The organism is Paracoccus sp. R12_2 (assembly GCF_017744015.1).
GTDB lineage: Bacteria > Pseudomonadota > Alphaproteobacteria > Rhodobacterales > Rhodobacteraceae > Paracoccus.
Genome location: NZ_JAGHRA010000012.1, coordinates 107,454 through 127,580 on the forward strand (window position 1 = coordinate 107,454; position 20,127 = coordinate 127,580).

Annotated in this window: 9 protein-coding genes and 4 pseudogenes; 5 read left to right on the forward strand and 8 right to left on the reverse strand. The window is 60.6% G+C overall.

Annotation, left to right across the window (positions count from 1 at the left end; translation table 11 throughout):
* Positions 1–23: 23 nt before the first annotated feature.
* The 4 genes and pseudogenes from J7359_RS14405 to J7359_RS19970 all read right to left on the reverse strand — a co-directional run.
* Complete coding sequence (locus tag J7359_RS14405; RefSeq protein WP_209057628.1) at positions 24–1,196, reverse strand: HlyD family efflux transporter periplasmic adaptor subunit; 1,173 nt, start codon at positions 1,194–1,196, stop codon at positions 24–26.
* Complete coding sequence (locus J7359_RS14410; RefSeq protein WP_209057629.1) at positions 1,193–3,346, reverse strand: type I secretion system permease/ATPase; 2,154 nt, start codon at positions 3,344–3,346, stop codon at positions 1,193–1,195. The genes J7359_RS14405 and J7359_RS14410 overlap by 4 nt, the downstream gene beginning before the upstream one ends.
* A gap of 2 nt (positions 3,347–3,348) precedes the next feature.
* Positions 3,349–4,602, reverse strand: a complete 1,254-nt coding sequence (locus tag J7359_RS14415) for a TolC family protein (RefSeq protein ID WP_348524396.1) — start codon at positions 4,600–4,602, stop codon at positions 3,349–3,351.
* A 237-nt stretch (positions 4,603–4,839) separates the two neighbouring features.
* A pseudogene (locus J7359_RS19970) lies at positions 4,840–5,015 on the reverse strand (IS5/IS1182 family transposase); the annotation flags it as partial.
* A gap of 91 nt (positions 5,016–5,106) precedes the next feature.
* Here J7359_RS19970 and J7359_RS14420 point away from each other — a divergent pair.
* The 3 genes and pseudogenes from J7359_RS14420 to J7359_RS14430 all read left to right on the forward strand — a co-directional run.
* Positions 5,107–5,643, forward strand: a pseudogene (locus tag J7359_RS14420) (malonyl-CoA synthase); the annotation flags it as partial.
* Between the two features lie 573 nt (positions 5,644–6,216).
* Positions 6,217–6,459 carry a helix-turn-helix transcriptional regulator gene (locus J7359_RS14425; RefSeq protein ID WP_247740417.1) on the forward strand — a complete coding sequence of 81 codons (243 nt, stop codon included), beginning with the start codon at positions 6,217–6,219 and terminating at the stop codon, positions 6,457–6,459.
* Positions 6,460–6,534: 75 nt separating this feature from the next.
* A complete protein-coding gene (locus J7359_RS14430) occupies positions 6,535–8,256 on the forward strand; it encodes a SulP family inorganic anion transporter (RefSeq protein ID WP_209057631.1) in 1,722 nt (573 codons plus the stop codon).
* A 253-nt stretch (positions 8,257–8,509) separates the two neighbouring features.
* Here the strand turns inward: J7359_RS14430 and J7359_RS14435 are convergent, their stop codons facing one another.
* Positions 8,510–10,657, reverse strand: a complete 2,148-nt coding sequence (locus J7359_RS14435) for a hypothetical protein (RefSeq protein WP_209057633.1) — start codon at positions 10,655–10,657, stop codon at positions 8,510–8,512.
* Between the two features lie 635 nt (positions 10,658–11,292).
* On the opposite strand from J7359_RS14435, the pseudogene J7359_RS19975 reads away from it, so the two are divergent.
* A pseudogene (locus J7359_RS19975) lies at positions 11,293–11,793 on the forward strand (alpha/beta fold hydrolase); the annotation flags it as partial.
* A 67-nt stretch (positions 11,794–11,860) separates the two neighbouring features.
* Positions 11,861–12,277 (forward strand): annotated as a pseudogene (locus J7359_RS14440) (transposase); the annotation flags it as partial.
* Positions 12,278–12,626: 349 nt separating this feature from the next.
* Here the strand turns inward: J7359_RS14440 and J7359_RS20250 are convergent.
* From J7359_RS20250 to J7359_RS14455, 3 genes are read right to left on the reverse strand one after another with little or no spacing between them, the layout of a single operon-like run.
* On the reverse strand, positions 12,627–18,161 hold the full coding sequence (locus J7359_RS20250) for a DUF3883 domain-containing protein (RefSeq protein ID WP_209057634.1): 5,535 nt from the start codon (positions 18,159–18,161) through the stop codon (positions 12,627–12,629).
* Positions 18,158–18,487: a DUF4357 domain-containing protein gene (locus tag J7359_RS14450; protein ID WP_209057635.1), complete on the reverse strand. Its 330-nt coding sequence runs from the start codon at positions 18,485–18,487 to the stop codon at positions 18,158–18,160. The genes J7359_RS20250 and J7359_RS14450 overlap by 4 nt, the downstream gene beginning before the upstream one ends.
* Positions 18,484–19,989: an ATP-binding protein gene (locus J7359_RS14455; protein WP_209057636.1), complete on the reverse strand. Its 1,506-nt coding sequence runs from the start codon at positions 19,987–19,989 to the stop codon at positions 18,484–18,486. The genes J7359_RS14450 and J7359_RS14455 overlap by 4 nt, the downstream gene beginning before the upstream one ends.
* Positions 19,990–20,127: the final 138 nt, after the last annotated feature.

Sequence of the window (20,127 nt, forward strand, 5' to 3'; positions counted from 1 at the left end):
GAGAGATAAGATCGTCCCTTCCGCTAACGTAAACGTGCCCGCAAAAGCGGTCGGCTCAGATAGCTGAGGATGGATTGCTTGCCGCTTTCGATATCGACTTGGGCAACCATGCCCGGTCTTATCGGAAAACGGTCCCCGAACCGTTCGAGATAGCTTCGTTCGGTGCGGACCATCACCCGATAGTAATCCTGCGGGCCATTCGGCGTATCCTCCTCGACGGTGTCCTCGGAGATCTGGGTCACCTTGCCGCGAAGATCGCCGTAGACAGAGAAGTCATAAGCTGTGATCTTGACGCTTGCAGGCATCTCGGGCGCAATGAAGGCGACGTCGCGGGGCAGGACACGGGTTTCGATCAGCAATTCGTCGTCGATCGGCGTGATCTCCATGATCGCCTCTCCCGGTTGGACCACGCCGCCCAGAGTGGTGATCAGGATATCGTTGATGCGCCCCTCGACCGGTGATCGGACGACAGTGCGGCCCAGCTCCGCCTCTTTCTGCACCAGTTCCTGCTGCAGCGACGACAGTTTTGCACGACGTTCGGCCAAGTCGCGATACGCGTCCTGAACATAACCGTTCCTCGCTTCGCTGATCTTGCCTTCAAGTTCGGCCAGCTTCTGCTGCAACTGCAGCACGTCGATCCTGCTGACCGAGCCAGAGCTTGCCAACGGTCCGGTGATATCAAGCTGCTGCTGAACCGAGCTTCGCTCGCCTTCCAGCGCCTTCAAAGACGCTTCCAGTCGTGTCCGTCGAGCGTTGAAGAGGCGCAGTTCCGTTTGCTCGGTGGCGGTGGGATTGCCACCGAAATCCAGCGCAGGCTTTTCAAGCACCTCGGCCTCAAGGCGCTCCACCTCTGCCTTCAGCGATTCGACCTCGGACTGCGCAGACAGAAAGGCCGCCCGCGACCGGGTTGCGTCGAGATTTGCGATGATCTGCCCTTCCTTGACCAGATCGCCTTCGCTGACCAGCAGGTCGGACAGGATGCCACCTTCCAGGCTTTCGATACTTTGCATCCGACGCAAGGGAATGACCCGGCCGTCGCCGCGCGTGATCTGGTCGATCTGTGCGAAAGCGCTCCATCCGACCGCGACAGCAACCGTCAGCAGGACGATATGGACCGTCAGTCGCGCGCGCTTAAGGGCCAATCGACGATAGCTTCCATCGACATGGCTGGTCTGATGGGCATCTTCGTCGATCATGTAACGACTTGGACGGGCTTCTTCTGCGCCTTTTCGGCCCTTGCCGCATTCAGGATTTCCAGCAGGTCTCCGTCCCGCGCGACCCGGCCATCCTTCAAGACGATCGCCCGGCTTGTCAGACCCAACACCTCGCGTTTGTGGGTCGAGATGATCGCGGTTCGTCCTTCAAGCCACTGGCGCAGAAATCCGATCACCTTCGCTTCGGTGACGTGATCAAAGGCAGAAGTCGGTTCGTCCAGCAGGACCACCTTCGGATCCTGCAGGATGACCCGCGCCAGCCCGATCGCCTGCTTCTGCCCACCCGAGACATTCGCATTGCTGTAAATCTGCAGGTCCAGACCCCGCACATGACGGCGGACATAGGTGCCAAGTCCGACCGCATCCAGCGCCGCCAGCAGTTCATCATCGCTGTGCAGGCCATGATCCAGCAGCAGGTTGTCCCGAAGCGTTCCCTGAAAGAGAGCGACATTCTGGGGCAGATATCCGATCTGCCGCCGCCGATCGATGGGGTCGATCTGGCTGAGCGCAAGATCGTCGACCAGGACCATGCCTTCTTGTGGATCGGTCAGGCCAGCAAGCAGGCGAAGCAGCGTCGATTTCCCCGAACCGTTTCCGCCAAGAAGCGTGATCTTCTCACCTGCCGCGATTTGCAGTTGTGGAATGTTGACGACCGGAGCGGCATCAGGGTCGTGGCGGAAACGGACATCGTCCAGCCGATAAGCGCCCGCCACAGAAGCAGCCCGAACATAGTGGCGATCGGACGATCTTTCGACGGGCATTTTCATGATGCCGTCCAGCCCCTCCATCGCGGCGCGGACGTGCTGCCAGCGTGCCAGCAGCCCTGCGATCTGTCCCATCGGCGCCAGCGTGCGGCTGGAAAGCAACGTGCAGGCAATGAGGCTGCCGACCGTTAACTGACCTGAACTGATCAGATAGACGCCGACAATGATAACGCCCGCATAGGCGAATTTCTGGATCGAGGTGACGATCTGGGACATGAGGTTGGTCAGCCCCCGCGTCCTGACCGCGGTCGTCGCCATCGTCGCCGTCAGCTGCGCATAGGCCCGTTGAAGACGTCCTTCGGCACGGGCCGCCTTGACCGTTTCCAGGTTCGATACCGTTTCCAGCAGCAGCCCGTTCAATGCGGCCGCCTCGCGGATGTTTTCCCGCGACGCGCGGCCAAGGCGACGTTGCAGGACAAGGCCCGGCACGACGGTCAGCACGACCGCCGCCAGGGTCACCAAGGCCAGCGGGCCGCCCAGGAAGGCCAGAACGCCAATGAAAATCGCGACAAACGGGATATCGCACAAGGCGGTGACGGTTCCCGATGTAAAGAACTCTCGCACCGTGGCGAAGTCGCGGACCTGGTTGGCAAAGACGCCGGTCGATTTCGGCTGGTGCGACAAGCGCAGGTTCGACACGCGGTCGAAAAGCTGCGCTGAAAGTCGAAGGTCGAGATCGCGTCCCGAAACGTCAATCAGCGAGGCACGCATGATCCTCAGCGCGACCTCAAGCAGGATCGCGATGCCAACCCCGCTGGCAAGGATCCACAACGTGTCGAAGGCCTTGTTCGGAACGACCCGGTCATAGACCTGCATCGAGAACAGAGCGGTCGCGATCGCCAGAAGATTCGCCACGAAGGATGCGATGATCACGTCGCGATAGATGGCCCAGTTGTCCAGGACGGGACCCAAGATCCAGTGCCTTTTATTGTCTCCTGCATCGTCAAGCCGGTCGGAGACGATGTCGAGAGGCTTCGAGATCAGGATGCGCCCGTCATGTTCTTGCGTCAGCTTCTGGATCGGCCACACGTCGCGACCGCCTGCGGCCTCTGGCAGCAGCAGGCTGGCCTGGTCGTTTCTTATGGACTCCAGAACAACCGTGCGACCGTCGCGCAGGAAAAGCAGCACCGGCAGGATGTGATCCCCAAGCGATGTGAGGGGCTCGGAGCTGACACGGCAGCTCATGTTCACCCGCCTCAGCGCCAGCGCGGTATCGCGCACATGCAGCGGTTCACCGTTGGCGCGGGGCAGGCCGTCGGTCAGACGCTCGGGCGACGCGGCGACACCATGAACGCGGCACAATTCGACAAGACCGAGAGCAAGGTGGTCGGTGGTGCGAGGTTGATCGGGGTCGCTTGTATCGCTCATCCTCAACCGCTCCGGGACCGGGAAAGAATAAGCGTTCCGAGAACGCCCAGGTCGCGGGCGGCCTGATATTCTGCCCGCCGGCGATCATCATAGGTGTCAATCGCATCCATCTGCGCGTCATAAAGATCGCGCGCCGTCGTCAGAAGGTCGATCAACTCGCGCTGCCCGGCGATAAACTGTTCTTCGTAAGTGGCTAGAACCGCGTCGGCCTGCACAAGTTGGTTTCGCTGTGACGTTTCGCTTGCGCGCAGCACGCGAATTCGTTCCATCGCGGTACGCGCGGCATTCGCAAGGTTCCTGCCGATGGCATCCATGTTTGATCGAGCCGCCGCTGCGTCCAGACGGGCGGCCTGAATCTGGCGGCCCTGAAACGCGCCGGAGTTCAGATCGACGCCCGCTGACAGCCCGACGGCCGTGCGGCTGCGCCCGCCGTTCAGCCCGCCCCGGGCCTCTGCCTGCAAGCGAATGGTTGGCAGACGCTTCGCCTTGGCGACGCCGATCCCGGCCTCGGCTGCCACGGCCTCGGCCCTGGCTCCGACGAAATCCGGCGACATGCGGACCGCCGAAGAAATCGCGTTACCGCTGCCATAGAGACTGGTGAAGCCAAGGTCCGGCGGCGCAGACACGCCACCAGGAGCGCGGCCCATCAGGAATTGCAGTTGGGCCAGGGCCAATCCGCGATCGCTGCGCAACTGCTGCAGACGGTCCTGGGTCCGCCCGACTTCCAGGCCCGCACGCGCAACCTCGCCCCGGTCGCCCAGTCCCGCCTCGGCGCGCTCAGAGGCGTTTGCCGATATACGCTGGGCGAAATCGAGATAGTCTTGGGTTCGCGCGATCTTGAGGTCCAGCACCTCAACGTCGATGTAATAGTTCGACACGTCCAGCGTCAGTTCCTCAATCGCCATCTTGAGGTCCGAGACGGCCTTGACGCGCTGTTGCGAGGCACTTGCGATCATGCCTTCCACGCGACCCCAGTCATAGAGGACCTGCGACACGGTCAGCGTGATGCCGGCGCCATTCGCGTCGACCGAACTGGTATCGGCGGACAGGCTGAATTGGGGATATCGCTCGTCTCTTGCGGCCTCGATATCGACTCCGCGGCGGGCTACCTGTTGTCTCATCGCAGTGATGCCCGGGTCCCGCTCGGATGCGACCAGCACCGCGTCGGCCAAGCGCGTCTGCGCCTGCAAGGCCCCTGCCGAGAATGTAGTGACAAGGATCGCTGCAAGCAGGCAATCAAGTCGCACTGCTTTCACGATGGCATTGGCAAATGAAACAGAGGCTCGCTTCGATCGGCCAGAATGTCTCGAGGAACCGATCGGTCGTGCGGCCGCCTGTGTTTGACGGCAGTTTAGCGCTTCTCTTGCATATGCTGGCGTCACGAATGCGCGCAAGATCTCTATCCGATGCCCCTTTTGCACGATCAAGTTTACATAAACCCGATTGACTGTCCACCGGACCCAGACAAATTAATCATTAGTCAAGGTCTGGACTTATGGCGAATGGATGACAGCTGCAGCGGGGGCGATGGCTGAGCGGAAGAACTTTGCCGCACGCTGCCAATCCTTGTGCCTGCCGAACATGAACTCGATGCGGTTGAGCCGCTTGTCTTGCGCTGCTCTCGGGCGGGCATGCAAGCGCATATCCCGTTGTTTTTCCACGCTCCTCGGGTCGTGAATCACGTCCAAAAGAAGACATCAAGCGGTCCGAAACCTAATCTGTGTGCCGGCCCGGTGAGTTGATCTCTGGATATCTGCACCTTTCCGCTGCCGGGGGGGCGAACTGAAGATCACCCACCCCGACACCGGAGAAACCATGCCCCAGGGCGGGGTCGGCGTGATCGAAGTGCGCGGTCCGAATGTATTCAAGGGGTACTGGCAGATGCCGGAAAAAACCGCCGCCGAACTGCGTGACGACGGGTTCTTCATCACGGGCGACTTGGGCCAGACCGATGCCGACGGCTATGTCAGCATCGTCGGTCGGGGCAAGGACATGATCATTTCTGGCGGCTACAACATCTACCCCAAGGAAATCGAACTGGTGCTGGACGAGCAGCCCGGCGTGCTGGAAAGCGCCGTTATCGGTGTGGCGCATCCCGATTTCGGTGAAACCGTACTGGGCATTCTGGTGGCGCAAGACGGGCAGGGCCCTGACACCGATGCGATCATGGAGACGGTCAAGGGGCCGCTCGCGCGCTTCAAGCATCCGCGCCGGCTGGTGGTGGTCGACAGTCTGCCGCGCAACACCATGGGCAAGGTACAAAAAATGCTCTGCGCGAGGCCTACAAGGATCTGTTTGCATCGACCAGATGCCGCCACCTCGCGCCTGGAATGGTCCGGTCCCATGAGGTGGGCCGGCTTCAAATCTCGTGCATGATCGGCTTTCTGGATCATTGTCCGAGCAGATGGCGGTGCTGATCCGTGTGGCGGTGCGGTCCAGACGGTGGCTTTCGGGGGCTGGCGGCTTATACGCGAGCGATGAATCCGGCAGTATTGTCGCCACGCATGATGATGGCCCTGGTCTCGGGTGACCCCGCGCTGCAGCCGCTCCAGCATGAGCGCTCTGGATGCGATCGTTGCGTGCTCGACCGCCGGTCATAGTGTTCGCAGCAACTAGCACGAGCGTTCCTTCTTGTCAGGTTTGCCGCCGCTGGATGTCGCGCGTCCAGCAGGCACAAACCTTGGACTTCACTGCCTATCGGCATCGAAATACAAAGGCCCACTCTGAAGCGCTTTGCAAACCTTCGCCATCGCGCACGCGTTCACCTTAAATACTTTAAGCCAAGCTAGATGATATTTGACATATCATTATGCATAAATAGTATAACGCTTATCCCATTCTGAATGTGCTTCATGATTACCGGACCTCAGATGCGCGCCGCGCGTACCCTTCTTGGCATCGACCAGAAGACCTTGGCTGAATTGGCGGGACTTTCCGTCCCGACGATTCAGCGCATGGAGGCCAGCCACGGCAACGTGCGCGGCGTCGTCGACAGTCTGACCAAGGTTGTCGCGGCCCTTGAACTTGCCGGTGTTGAACTGATTGGCGAAGGCGCCGTCAGCACGGTGGGCGGACGTGGCGTGCGACTGAGGGTGCCCCCGTCAAGACACTGATCCTCAACACGCGACGGCGACCGCCGACACCAGGCCGACGATCCCGCCGCTTCCTTCCCAAAGGTGCGGCCACAGATGAAAGACCAGACCACCGGACATATCGACGATCCGAGTTTCGCCGAGCTCTTCACCCCCAAACTGATCACCGTCCTGCGCGAGGGTTATGGGATGACGCAGCTGCGCGCGGATGCCATCGCCGGCTTGACCGTTGCAATCGTCGCGTTGCCGCTTTCGATGGCAATCGCCATCGCGTCCGGTGCGACCCCGGCGCAGGGGTTGTATACGGCCATCGTCGGCGGTTTCCTTGTGTCGCTGCTGGGCGGATCGCGCTTTCAGATCGGCGGGCCGGCCGGAGCCTTCATCGTGCTCGTCGCCGCCACCGTGACCCAGCATGGGATGCAGGGGCTGATCCTCGCGACGTTCCTTTCGGGGCTGATGCTTGCGGTCTTGGGGTTCCTGCGCCTCGGCACCTTCATCAAGTTCATTCCCTTTCCTGTCACGGTGGGGTTCACGGCGGGGGTTGCAGTCATCATCTTCGCCAGTCAGGTCAAGGAATTGTTCGGCCTGACGCTGACCGATGAACCGGGCGAGCTGCTGGAAAAGATCCCCGCGCTCTGGCAGGCTCGGGACAGCCTGACGCCAGCGGCCCTTGTCGTTTCCGTGGCAACTGTCGCGGTCATCCTTGGGCTGCGGCGTTGGCGTCCGCACTGGCCGGGCATGCTGATCGCCGTCGCCCTTGCCGCGGTCGCGACCATGTTCCTGTCCTTGCCGGTGCAGACGATCGGCACGAAATTCGGCGGGATCCCATCGTCGCTCCCTCAGCCCACCCTGCCGTCTCTCTCGATGGAAGCCATTCTCGCGGTCCTGCCGGCCGCCATCTCCTTCACCCTGCTGGGGGCCATCGAATCGCTGCTGTCCGCGGTCGTCGCCGATGGCATGACCGGCCGCCGCCACCGCTCGAACTGCGAACTGGTGGCGCAGGGCGCGGCCAATATCGGGTCGTCGCTGTTCGGCGGCTTCTGCGTGACCGGCACCATCGCGCGGACCGCGACCAATGTCCGCGCCGGGGCGCATGGCCCGGTGGCGGGCATGCTGCATGCCCTGTTTCTCTTGCTGTTCATGCTCGTCGCGGCACCGCTTGCTTCCTACATCCCATTGGCGGCGCTTGCCGGGGTTCTGGCGGTCGTGGCCTGGAACATGATCGAAAAACCGGCCATTGCGATCCTGATCCGCTCTGGCTGGGGCGAGGCGACAGTCCTCGGCGCGACGTTCTTCCTGACCATATTTCGGAACCTGACCGAGGCCATCGTGGTCGGCTTCGCCCTCGGCTCGGTGCTCTTCATTCACCGCATGAGTCGCATGACCGAGATTGCGACGGACGGCGCCTTTGTCGGTCGCGACGAGGCCGACAGCGTCCACCCGCGCGGCGAGTACCACGAGGAACAGGCCGCGAACCCCGACGTCGTCATCTACAGGATTACCGGTGCACTGTTTTTCGGCGCGACGGCCTCGATCGGATCGGTGCTCGACCGCATCCAGGACACGCACAAGGCGCTGATCGTCGATTTTTCCGCCGTTCCATTCCTTGACTCGACCGGCGCCAACATGATCGAAGGGCTCGCGCACAAGGCGCAGAAGCAGGGGGTCGCGTTGTGGCTCACCGGCGCCAGCCGCGACATCCAGCGGGTGTTCGTGACCCATGGCCTGCGGCGTCCCCTGGTTCACCATACCGCCACGGTGAACGAGGCGCTGACACGGGTGCAGAATGGCACCGACGGTGACCAAGAGGCCGCGTGATGCCCGGCACCGTGCGGGACAAACAACAATCGCACGTCGGCCGAAGGGTTCGGCCAAGGCAAGCACGCGTCATCTGCTCGACTTGCTTGTGCCTGCGCCAAAGCAGGCGGAACTGCGCGATGCGTTAGCTGCAGGCTCCCATGATTTCCGTCGCGCTGCGGAATTCGTCGCTCGGTTCAGGCCATGAACACGCCACGAAAGGGTCCTGAACCTTAGACTCTGACAATAGGGCTGACTGCGGACGACGGCGGAATCACTTGGGTTCGTCATCTGCTGCTGCGGCATCTGGTGTATCCGCAACGTCGATCATCAACGAGCCAGCAGCCTCGGCATCCGCCGCGTCACCGCCGAACATGGTGGCCAAGGCGCGGTCCACATCGGTTTCTTCGGCGAACAGATCCCCTCCGACCGGGTTCTCATCGACAAGATCCAGCAGTTCGTCGAACGACACGGTGATTCCCGCATTCGCCCGGTCACCGCTGTCGATGATCTCGTTCAGCAGGTCGTCGATCTCGGCATCGAAATCCGCCGCGCCGGCGGAAGCGTCCTCGGCGACCACACCCGTCAATGCGCCAGTCAGCCCAAGGCCGTCAAGAAGGTCTTCGACCGGATCCTCGACAGCGGCCAGGCGATCCGTGCCGGACCCGCCGGGCGCGTCGTCGGATAGCAGATCCTCGAAGATGCGCGAGAACGATTGATCCAGATCCGTGGAAGAGCCGCCCTGGCCGGTTGCCGCAAAGGGCCGATCGGCCAGAAGACCTGAGAGAAAGCCATCATCGTCCGAAGGCAAGGCCTCTGTCGGGTCGTCCGATGTGGTGGCGGATATCTGGTCGACTGGGTCGGCGTCAGCTGCACCCGTCAGGCCTTCCTGATCGCCATCGTCACCCTTGGCGGCATCGGAAACACCGCTGCGAGGCATCTCATCGCTGCTTCGTCCCTCGCCCGGTTGACCACCGGTTTGCTCGTCCGGAAGACCACGTTCGCCGGACAATGAATCCGTCGCGGCCTCGACCGTCTCGCCTGCCGAACCGATCAGGCCGGGCAGAATGCCGTTGTCACCCAGGGCGGGTTCCAGAAGCGCCTGACCGGCAGGTGCCGTGCGCGCGATAGACGCGTCCTCGACAAGAGGACCTGTCACGTCGTTCGAAGGCCTGTTTTCGCCAAGTATGGGCGAGGGCGCCTGATTTGTGGGTCCGTCTTGTGCAGGTGCCGGATTGAAAATGCCGCCAAGCAGCCCGCCTTGTCCCAACAGGCCGTCCGTCACACCGCCGACGGGGCCGAGAACCGGATCAAGGACCGCTTCGACCACGCCGTCCTCGCCCAGAACCGGGTCGAGGACACTGTCGACCAGCCCGTCATCGCCTAGGGCCGGATCCAGCATGCCGCCAAGCAGCCCGCCTTGTCCCAACAGGTCGTCCGTCAGATCGCCGACGGGGCCGAGAACCGGATCAAGGACCGCTTCGACCACGCTGTCCTCGCCCAGAACCGGATCCAGCACGCCGCCAACCAGCCCGTCCTGTCCCAACAGCCCGTCCGTCAGGTCGCCGACAGACCCGAGAACCGGATCAAGGACCGCTTCAACCACGCCGTCTTCGCCCAGAACCGGATCCAGCACGCCGCCAACCAGCCCGTCCTGTCCCAACAGGTCGTCCGTCAGATCGCCGACGGGGCCGAGAACCGGATCAAGGACCGCTTCGACCACGCCGTCCTCGCCCAGAACCGGATCCAGCACGCCGCCAACCAGCCCGTCCTGTCCCAACAGACCGTCCGTCAGGTCGCCGACAGACCCGAGAACCGGATCAAGGACCGCTTCGACCACGCCGGTTGTTCCGTCAGTCGCTGTTTCCACATCGGAGCCATCGCCGTTCTCCGGCGCGACGTTTCCGATATTCTCATTGCGGGTCTTGATGTCTTCGGGCTGTGACGGCGGGGTCCGATCGATCTCGGATATGCCTTCAATCGTTTGAACGAATTCTGGCGAGGCGGCTTCGTCGGCTGCCGCGCTTCGGAACGGCGATGATGCGTCGTTCTGGTCGGGGACTGTGTTTCGCGCGGTTGTAATCTGCTGATCGCCGGCACCTTGATGCTCGCGGCCAGAAAGGGGCGGTGCGAAGGCCGGTGTGGCAATGTTGGGCGCTTCCGCTGAATCCTGAGGAAGAACATCGAGATCCGGATTTGCCGACCCGGCTATATCCATCGCCGCCGGGCCCGTGTCCTGAGCGGCCAATGTATCCGTGCCAGGCTGATCGCTGCTTTCTGGCGCTTGATTGTCCGCTTGGGTGGCGTCCTCGCCGACGACCTTCAGGCTGGCAGCAAGATCAATCGTGAAATCTTGCCCGACACTTTGCGCCGCAAGCCCCATGCCGACGGCACTTGCCCCCAAGCCCACACCACCCGCCATGCCGCGCGCTGCAACCGCAGGGCCAACAGTCTCAGCATTCTGCAAAGCAACCCCGTCGCGAGGAAGATCTTGCTGAACGGATATATGACTTGGCTTCTTGGCCAAAAGACCCTTCCTCAGCCATCATAAAGGTCACATTCTTTAGTATGGTTCAGCTTAAGCATTTCGTCAGGACGCTGTCAAGCGAACCGGCTTTGCCGGGACGTATGATCAGGCACTTGCCGGTTCGCTTTTTGAAGACTTCGCCAGAAGTCAGGGCCACGCCGCACTGGCGGAAGTAGACAGCTACGCACGAGACGCAAACCGTCCTAACATGTCTGCATTGCGGACCTCCAGTTCGAGCTCTCATCGGTTCTCTCGATCACCAGGGACTCGGTTGGAGGCAGATGGGCGCAGGTTCGTTTTCCGTCGTGCCTGCAAGCCATGCCATCGCAAGCGATCATGCAGGCTAACCGATGATAACGGGCTTGCTTCACCCCACCCCACTATCCTTCGAGTCAGCATCAAAGCCCCGGCCTAGTGAGCGGTTGTCGGGTCTTTATGCTCCCTTTCCGGTCCGGAACGGTCCGGATTTCATCCTTGAAAGGAAGTCCAAGATGAAAAAACAGTTCTCCAGCCTCGCGCTTGCTGCACTGATGTCCACAAGCTCTGTCGCCTGGGCCCAGACCGACACACCGACGGTCGTGCTGGTGCACGGGGCATTCGCGGACGGATCAAGCTGGTCGAAGGTGATCCCGCTTCTACGTGAAAAGGGCCTTGACGTCGTCTCCGTGCAGAACCCACTTTCGTCACTGGAGGCTGATGTGGACGCAACACGCAGGGCCATTGATCAGGTGGACGGACCGGTCGTGCTGGTCGGCCATAGCTGGGCTGGCGTGGTCATTACCGAAGCCGGTAACAACCCCAAGGTCAATTCGCTGGTCTACGTGGCGGCCTTCGTTCCGGACGCCGGCCAGTCGATTGCCAGCATGACCGCCGATTTGCCGCCGGCCCCCTATGCGCCGTATCTGCGAAAGGACGACGGCGGCTATTTGACCCTGTCGGAGGAAGGGGTGCGCCAGAATTTCGCACAGGACCTTTCGGCGTCGGAGGCCGAGATCGTTGCGATCACCCAAGGGCCTTGGAACGCCGCCTGCATCGACGCGAAAGTGACAAATGCAGCCTGGCGAGAGAAGCCCACCCGCATGGTGATCGCCCGGCCAGCGTCTGTCCGCCCGCCAGGCCCGCACCGCGCCGCTGGTCGCTGCCTTTGGCGACTGGCTTCAGGCACAACGCCGCAAGATATCCAGCAAATCCCGGCTAGGCGAAAAGCTGACCTACATCCATAACCACTGGGATGGGCTGCAAACCTTCCTGACCGATGGACGCGTGGAAATCGACTCCAACAGGGTCGAGAACCTGATCCGCCCCATCGCCCTCAATCGCAAGAACGCGCTCTTCGCCGGCCATGACGAAGGCGGCGTCGCCTGGGGTCGCATCGCGTCGCTGATCGGAACCTGCAAGATAAACGGCGTCGAGCCCTTCGCCTACCTCAAGGCCACCCTCACGGCGATCGCCAACGGCCACCCGCAAAGCGACATCGACGACCTGCTGCCGTGGAACTTCGAGCCGCCAAACTGAACAGCCGGTGGTCCGCAGCGAACGCTTACGCAGATCGTCGGTATCACATGGTTGTCTTCGCTCACAATCGTCACAGCAGATGCCCGCTCGGTTGATTGCCCCCACCCGGAAGCGCGACGGAACCGCCGTTTCCGGGCTCACGCCGGTCCACTCTGAGACGGCGCGGTTCACGATGATGCACCCATAGCCAGGCCGAAAAGTGGCTTTGAACCTGTGCAGATCGCGGTTCACATTCTGCAGAGCGACGATGTGTCGCGCCCAATGATTGCTGGTGTAGGAATTTTGTGGTGGCGGAGGGGATGGGCCTGATATCCAACCTTCTCCAGGACGAGAAGTGGTGTGCCGCCCCTCATGATTTGCTGCGACGAAAGCCGTATCGAATGCCCTCGCCGCGGAGTTCTAAGACACGCGCCCCGTCTTCAGACATAGGGTTTGGAAGCATTTCGATCATCGCTCGCGCGGGTTCAGAGACGTAGCTGACGTAGGCAATCTTATACTGGACGCCGCTTCGTGGTCGTGCTGCGGCTCGTGCAGCTGCTACCTCAGTTTCGCCCATCTCAAACGACTGAGGATCGTCAAGACTAGCCTTTACTTCGATCTGCCAGATCTGGTTGCGGTAGCTTACCTCGAAATCGTATCCCAACCCGTCTCGACCCTTGCGGCCGGTGATCAGTTCGCCATTTTCTGAGCGCCACGCCGCATCAATATCTTGATTGGGTAGAATTTTCCTAAGCCAATGGTAGATCGTCACCTCGCCAAGCCGACCGATGAGTTCCGTTTTCTCTTCCGGAACTCGCGGTCTGCGGCCTTTGGGGGAGCGGTCGCCTGCTTCTTTTGGCTTGGATGTCGGGGACCCGTTGGGTTCTGCAAGATCGGTTATTGTTCCGAGCGACCTCCCCAACACTTTTGTCGAAAGCGTCCGACCAAGTTCTTCTGATATCTGAAACAGGTCGGCGCCGATTGGGTCGATAAAACGACCGTTGAAAGGGACGGAGCGCGCTTCTCTCTTCCGCTCCTCATTGGCCTCGCGAGCTCGTACGCTCTCCGTCGACAGGTCTCCCTCAGAGAGTCCCAGCCCCTCGAGATCGAGTGCGAGCGGCATCGCGGTTGGCCAAAGTTCAAGCACATGGAGCCATCTCAACAGCGCATTTTGGTCCAACGGCTGGAAATCCAGGACACCAACGTCGTCGAGGTGCTTGCGAACATGATTACCCTCATCATCCGCAAGCAAAGCGGGTGTAGATCCGTCCGGCTCGTTCTTCGCGCACCATGCGCGCACGATAGGCGCAGCCTCTAGTATAAATTCTCGAACAAACTTGTGATTGTGCGTGCGTACTTCGGACAGAGGAGAAAGGTTCTTGGCAGCATTACCAAGTGGCGGCGCCTCATGTTCCGCAAGCCATGAGTTCACAAGTGCTGCGAGAGCATGTTGCGGCGGCTCTTCGAACTCCAGCAGCCATTTAGGATCCGGCACCAGGCTTCTAAAGCTCCCCCGGAGTTCGCCATAGGTCTCTGCTGGTTCCATGTTTTTCAGACGCATCGCAGAAGTCGTGCGAAGACAATCCGTTATCTCTACCTCCTTCACACGGATGAAGTTTTCGAGGCGCGATCTGTGGGTGTCAGGGTACGCTTCTGGTTCCATCCCGAGCGCTATCAAGCTCGAATTGAATTCAGCAAAATCGAGCCGGAGCCCCTCGCGGAAATCCTTAGGGCCAAGCGCGGTCCGGGCCACTTCTACAACCTTGTCCGCAGTGACAGCCTTTTCATTCAGCAGTTTCGAAAGCGCGAGTTCGAGAGCAAGTGCATCCTTAAGGACATCGGCACCCTCTTCGTCGAAATCTTGAAGTGCTTGTGGTCCTGCCACCAGGTGCAGCACTGCTCTTATCCATGGTGCCACGCGCTCCAAACCAGCACTTATTGTGGCACGCGCGGCCTCGGCTGCAGTATGAGACAGCTGCAAGACACTCGCGAAACGCTTCAGATCATCGAACGGCGCCGACACCGCTTCTCGAAGGGTTCCTAGGTTCCGGACATGGGCCACCAACAACCTCATGTGTGGCGCGAGAGATCGATAACCTACTGCCTCGGCTATCGCAGGCATGCAGCGATCCAAGACATCCCAAGACCAGTCGCCTCCAGCTCCAACCACAACCACCGATTCACCACTTGAAAGCCGGAAGTGGAAAGCGCTTGTGTCTTCGTCAGCAGACACGTCAATGCCGTCGATGTTGAAGCTTAGCTTGCCGGCTTTTTTTGCCAGCAGTCTCTCAAGTCGTGCCAGAACAAGGGTGCGGTCAGACGGAAGACGCTGTGCCTCTGTGCCGTTTAGCGCCTCCATCGCGATCGCCAGCATCGCTCGCAGCTGAGGGCATATCGTTAGGAGAGGCGTTACATCGCTCAGTTCAATATCGCGGCCGTCTGCGAGGAGCGAATATTCTACGTTCGAAAGCCGCCTCACCGCATTGCCATAGAGCGCTTCCAACAGCTGGCCTATGCGTTTGGGCTCCCCTTCTTTCAGATCGAAAAATAGCCTTCCACTGGCTTCGAGCAGGCTGACATCCCCCTCACGCTCAGTATCACAAACATAAACGACTTCACCCTCTTCACCGGCCTGCTGAGGTATCGTGACAAGGTGTAGAGCTTGCCCTCTTTTCGCCAGGATACGCGATGGGGCTGCCTTCCGATCGAGATCGGTGGCTTCGTTGGCAAGTAGCAACCAACTCCGATTGTATAAATTGACGAGATGGCGTTCAAAAAATCTGTCAAATCCCTCGCCAACATATTGCTGTGCAAGGAACTCCAACTGGGCCGGCAGGACCGCAGGATCATTGAAGATGCGCAGCCCTGCGTGGACTTTGAGATTTTGGATTAGCCGTTCGGATGCCCGTTCCAGTTGACGTCGGATTGAAACGACTGGTCGCCGAAGAAATGGCACGAAGCGTTCGCTGCCACCATCGAACATCCATACCTCGGATGGTCGCACAACGACTGGCTCTGCGCCAGAAGGTCCTGGATCCTCGATTGGAAACCATTTCGCTGAGACTAGAAATGCCATTGCCGGTGACGGCCAATCCCTCCGATCTGCCCATCTGGTAAAGTGGTGGTGAACCTCAACCTCTGACGGAAAATTAGAAGTCTCAGAAAGCCATCTTAGGACAAGCATTGCGTAACAAGCTGCGCACTTCGGCGAAAAGGCTTCAACATCCGCTTGACCTGGGAGCCAAGACAGGTCGCCATTAATCACGTAAGTCGTGCCGGACGGAAGATGAAGAAGAGACGGGTTCAGCGACGCAATCGCTTCGCTCCACTGACTTCCGAATTCTTTTGGGATACCGTAGTTTTCCAAAAAGGAAAAATTTGAGACTTCGTGTGCGGGGAAGTTTGTTTTCTTGGCGCTTCTGATTTCCGGTTTTAATCCGGAGGCAACACCAAGCTCCGCCAAAAACTGAACCCAGTCGTCGATCCAACGTCCTCGAAATGCAGGATGGTCAGGCGCAGCCAATCGGCGATGTGCCAATCTTTCAATATCGGGAAGCCCCTGCGGGGCAGTGTCCAAGAATGACTGTAATAGCTCACCCGCAGTTTCTTTTGGCCAGCCGGCAGAGAAGATCGCCTCCCCTGCTGGGATATAATTTCCATCCAATGTTGGCACACTGAAACGATGCTGAGATTGCATCCGAAAGGCACGGCCGTAAGCCCTTGGTTGCCTCCAGAGTTGAAATGCCCATCTCAGGCCGCCTTTAAGTACCTCCTTATTACGCTCACGCTGGAGAGTTCGGGAGAGGTGCGCCAGGATCGCGTCGCGATCAAATTCCTCGACGAGTCTGTGCTGCTCTAGATAGCTACGCGTAGGGGCCAGCTCTCCGTGCCATGGCAATGTCGGTGAGAGAAACGCGAAACGTCGCGAAAGTTTCTTGGGCGGCTCAACATCTAGGTCATCCTCACCATCGACCCTACGCGGATCGGGCGGCGAAAATACCGCTGTTTGGGGTGTGCGGCGACGGCGAGTTGTCTGGTCGCTGGCAGCTTGACGGGGTTCGCTCGCCATTGCTGCGTGGAGCTCACCATCGTCACCCAAGAGTGCCGGCGACCCTGCCAAGTGCCTGCCGTCCTTGCCCATGAAGGTGGGGAGTTCAGAATAGTATTGCAGCCACTTGGACTTTGTCGGCTTGCGCTCAGAGCTGATAGTCTTTGCAACGATGCTCACAAGGCGCGCGCGCTCATCAGCTTTGGGGAGCCCTGGGTAGCTGTCCGCATGTTCCGCAAGGTATCTGTCAAGCTGCTCCAGCCGGTCAGCCAGTTGATCCCATATCGGTCGAAACTTGATGCGGTCCGCAGCTTCCGCGGCGACCTCTGCCGAGAATACCTCGTGTCCTTCCGGCCATCGACGTGCAGATGTTGGCGGTTGCCACGTCAGCAGATGCTCTTCCGTCCTAGGTGCCAGACAAGGCACGAGAGGAGCGTCCTGGAAGTCATCAACACCAAAAAGCACGGTGAGACGGTCGGCCACCTTTGCTGGAAGGTCCTCATCAGTTTCCAGGCTTCCTACCTGAGCCCAGCACAGCAGATCGACAACTGCGGTCGCGCGCTCCTTACTTGTCAGCCACTCGGCTGTCTTGCCTGAAGGAAAATTGACTAAATGATCAATCGCCTCAGCGGCAAGAGATGTAGCCTCCGTCAGCAAAAGGGCGTTTAGCTTGATGCGGGCGTTCAGATGCTTTCGGTTGGACGAGGGGAAGAAGCTGCCATGAAGATGGCCAGCGAACGGGGCGTTAGCTTGTTCGCCCATCGGCAAAAAGGTGTAGAGCCGTGGTGTCTGGACGACGGCGTCGAGACGAACTGCGACCGCCACTTCTCCATCGCCTGCCCACCTCTCCCAGTGTTCGTTCAATTCCTTGCGGGCGATCCCCTTCTCGATGGCGTCCTTCATCTTGGACTCGGCTACAAGCCGCCGCGCCATGAAGAACGTTCCCGCGCCTCCTAAGTCAACGCGCGCAAGTTGCAAGCCTGCCACGTTGTAGACGTCTTCCGATCGGGTAAAAGCCAATTCGGTCTCTACTTGCCCGGCCTCGGCCACGATGCGAACGGCTAGCGAAGACGCGCGCTCCAGGAAGAGCAACATCGGAACCTTTTGGTCGTGCAGATCAATGATTTGCCGCCGTACCGACTCCGTGGCCACTGCATCGCGCAACGGTAACTGAATGACGGTGGAGAAGCCTTCTTCGGCAAAGTCACGAATCGATCGAGTTTGCTCGTCGATCCAGATGGGGATGTGGAATATCGGAAGATCGCGACTAGCGAGTTGAAGATGTCTGCGATCGTCAATCAGCTCCGCATAGTCGTCAGGCCCCGCAAACCTGAAACAGAATCCTGAAAAATGGCTCTCTGACGCTGTCGCTAAAGACTGTGAATAGACGGAGGGTGCGTCCGTGATCTGCACCACACTGCGGAAACCGAGGCCCTTGTTGCCGATCGACTCGCCCAAGGGCTTCCGCGAAAGCCCAATGTCACAGAGGTCTTTAACATTCCCTTCGGCGAAGGGCCGCCCCTTGTTTGCGACAAAGAGAGTGCCAAACTCGCCTTCTCGCATATCGAGAATGACATTTATCTGACCATCCCGGGTCCCCACTGGATGGGCGTCGTAGGCGTTCTGGATCAGCTCGATGAGAAACCGGTCACGGTAGTCGGAAGCAATATTCGCGGTGAGCCTCGCGTTGCTTTGGTATACCTCGTCAAGATATTCACCCCGTTCATCAATTGTCCCTCTGAAACCGCGGATCTTCCGCGCCGCAAGCGACTTGACGTATTCGATCTCGGCCACGCTGCCTACAACTACATCTGATTTAGAGCCCGAGACGCTGGTGTTGGTTCCGACGTTACTCACCCTAGGACGTCCTTGATCGTCTTGTGATCACTGAGCCTGCGCCAGCTTTGGGGGCCGCTGCAATTGCCATCCTTGACGATGCCCCCGGCCACACTGGAGCTGCCGAAGAGGTGATCGCGCGAAAAACGATACAAGTCAGGGTCACTGTCCGGGACGAGGACTGCCTGCCGAACTAGACGGTCACGCTCCTCGCGGTCCCGCTTCACACGAGGGGAGCCCTCCCGCATCGCCGTCGAGCCCTTGCGGACAAGGAAGCCACCGGCCTCGGGGCGGCCATAGGCCTGAGCCTTCTGCGGACGCATTACAAACCACTCGTTCTCGCTCATGCACTTCCTCTTTCGTTCTGTTTGAATACTGGCAGAGCACAGAGCGTGTTCACCAGCCGCATCTGCTCGACCGTCTCGCATTTCGCCTCGCGCAGACGCGGTGCGCCGAAGACCAGCGCCAGCCCCTTTGCGCGCGAGACCGCCACGTTGATCCGGTTGAGGGAGAACAGGAAGTCCATGCCGCGCGGCGTTTCCTCGGCCGATGACGCTGTCATCGAGACCAGGCAGACGGGCGCTTCCTGTCCCTGGAACTTGTCCACGGTGCCGACGCGAATGCCCTCGGGCAGCGCCTCGCGCAGGGCGTTCACCTGTGCGTTGTAGGGCGCGACCACGATGATGTCGGACTGACGCATGGGACGCGTCGTGCCGTCCTTCTCCGTCCAAGCGCCCGTCAGCAGTTCATGAGCGGCAGAATGGATGGCCGCGACTTCCTCTGGCGCGATCTGGGCATTGCCCTCATGCAGGACCGGCACCCAGAACGCACCCGCCGGGGGAAACGCGGCCCCGGCCACGGCCTGGCGCGCGGTGTCGGGGTGGCTGGTCAGCCGTCCCTCATAGACCTGATCGGAAATGAAACGGCAGACGTCTGGATGCATTCGTCGCGAGACAGGCAGGAAGATGCCGCGGTCCGGCGGCACCGTCGCGTGATCGCCCAGCATCCAGTCGAGGCAGGAGAGGTTTGCGGGGTCCGGATGCGCGCCCTGGATCACCTGCGGTAGCTGGCGCGGGTCGCCGACCAGCACGATGTTCCGCGCGGCACGCCCCATGGCGACCATGTTGGCGAGACCGACCTGTCCTGCCTCGTCGACGAAGAGCCAGTCCAGGGTCTGCTCGAACTCCGGGCGCGAGAAGAAGAATGCGGTGCCCCCAACGACATGGGCCTCCGTCAACGCAGGATCGTCGTTGGACGTGGCCCGCGTGATGCCGGTGAAGCCTTCGGGATAGCCATCCTCGTCGCCGCTCACCTTGTGGGCCAATTCGGCGTCTTCCAGAGTGATGTCCGGATCGTCGTCTTCCAGCGCGGCGAGACAGCCCATCAGCACATTCCTGATGGCCTCGTGGCTGTTCGATGCGACGCCGACGCGGTGCCCCTTGCGCACCAGAGACAGGATCGCGCGCGCGGTGACATAGGTCTTGCCGGTGCCCGGCGGCCCCTGGATCGGCAGCACGGTGCCGTCCATCGCGCCCACGGCCGCAATCGTGCCCGCGACCGGATCAGCGCCATCCAGCAGGTCAGGCTTCGCACCGGTCGTCAGTCGCGGCGCCGCGCGGGACAACAGATCGTCGACGGCCGTGAATCGGCGCGGCCCGCATTGGTCGGCAATTACATCGCGCAGGGCAGCGGCGATGACACCGGTGTTGAGCGGCCAGTCCGGGTGGAGCGTCAGGCGGTCCGATAGAAGATGCGCCTTCGCTGCCCCGGCCTTGAGGGTGATCTCACGTGCGGTCCGGTCCAGAGCGGCGATGCTGATGGTGGCGGGCGGCCCGTCATGGACCGGCACCGTCGCCGACCTGCGGTAATCCCCCCATTTTTGTGGGGGCTTGGTCGTAGAATTTACGCGGCCATTCTCAGTTTCTGTGCGGGTGTCATCCCGCCGTTGCCCATGTTTGGGCGCTCATTGTTGTAGGACCAGAGCCAT

Coding starts and splice junctions, on each gene's coding strand:
- J7359_RS14450 (WP_209057635.1), bottom strand. CDS start 18,487: ATGAGCGAGAACGAGTGGTTTGTAATGCGTCCGCAGAAGGCTCAGGCC.
- J7359_RS14405 (WP_209057628.1), bottom strand. CDS start 1,196: ATGATCGACGAAGATGCCCATCAGACCAGCCATGTCGATGGAAGCTAT.
- J7359_RS14435 (WP_209057633.1), bottom strand. CDS start 10,657: ATGGCGGGTGGTGTGGGCTTGGGGGCAAGTGCCGTCGGCATGGGGCTT.
- J7359_RS14425 (WP_247740417.1), top strand. CDS start 6,217: ATGCGCGCCGCGCGTACCCTTCTTGGCATCGACCAGAAGACCTTGGCT.
- J7359_RS14430 (WP_209057631.1), top strand. CDS start 6,535: ATGAAAGACCAGACCACCGGACATATCGACGATCCGAGTTTCGCCGAG.
- J7359_RS14410 (WP_209057629.1), bottom strand. CDS start 3,346: ATGAGCGATACAAGCGACCCCGATCAACCTCGCACCACCGACCACCTT.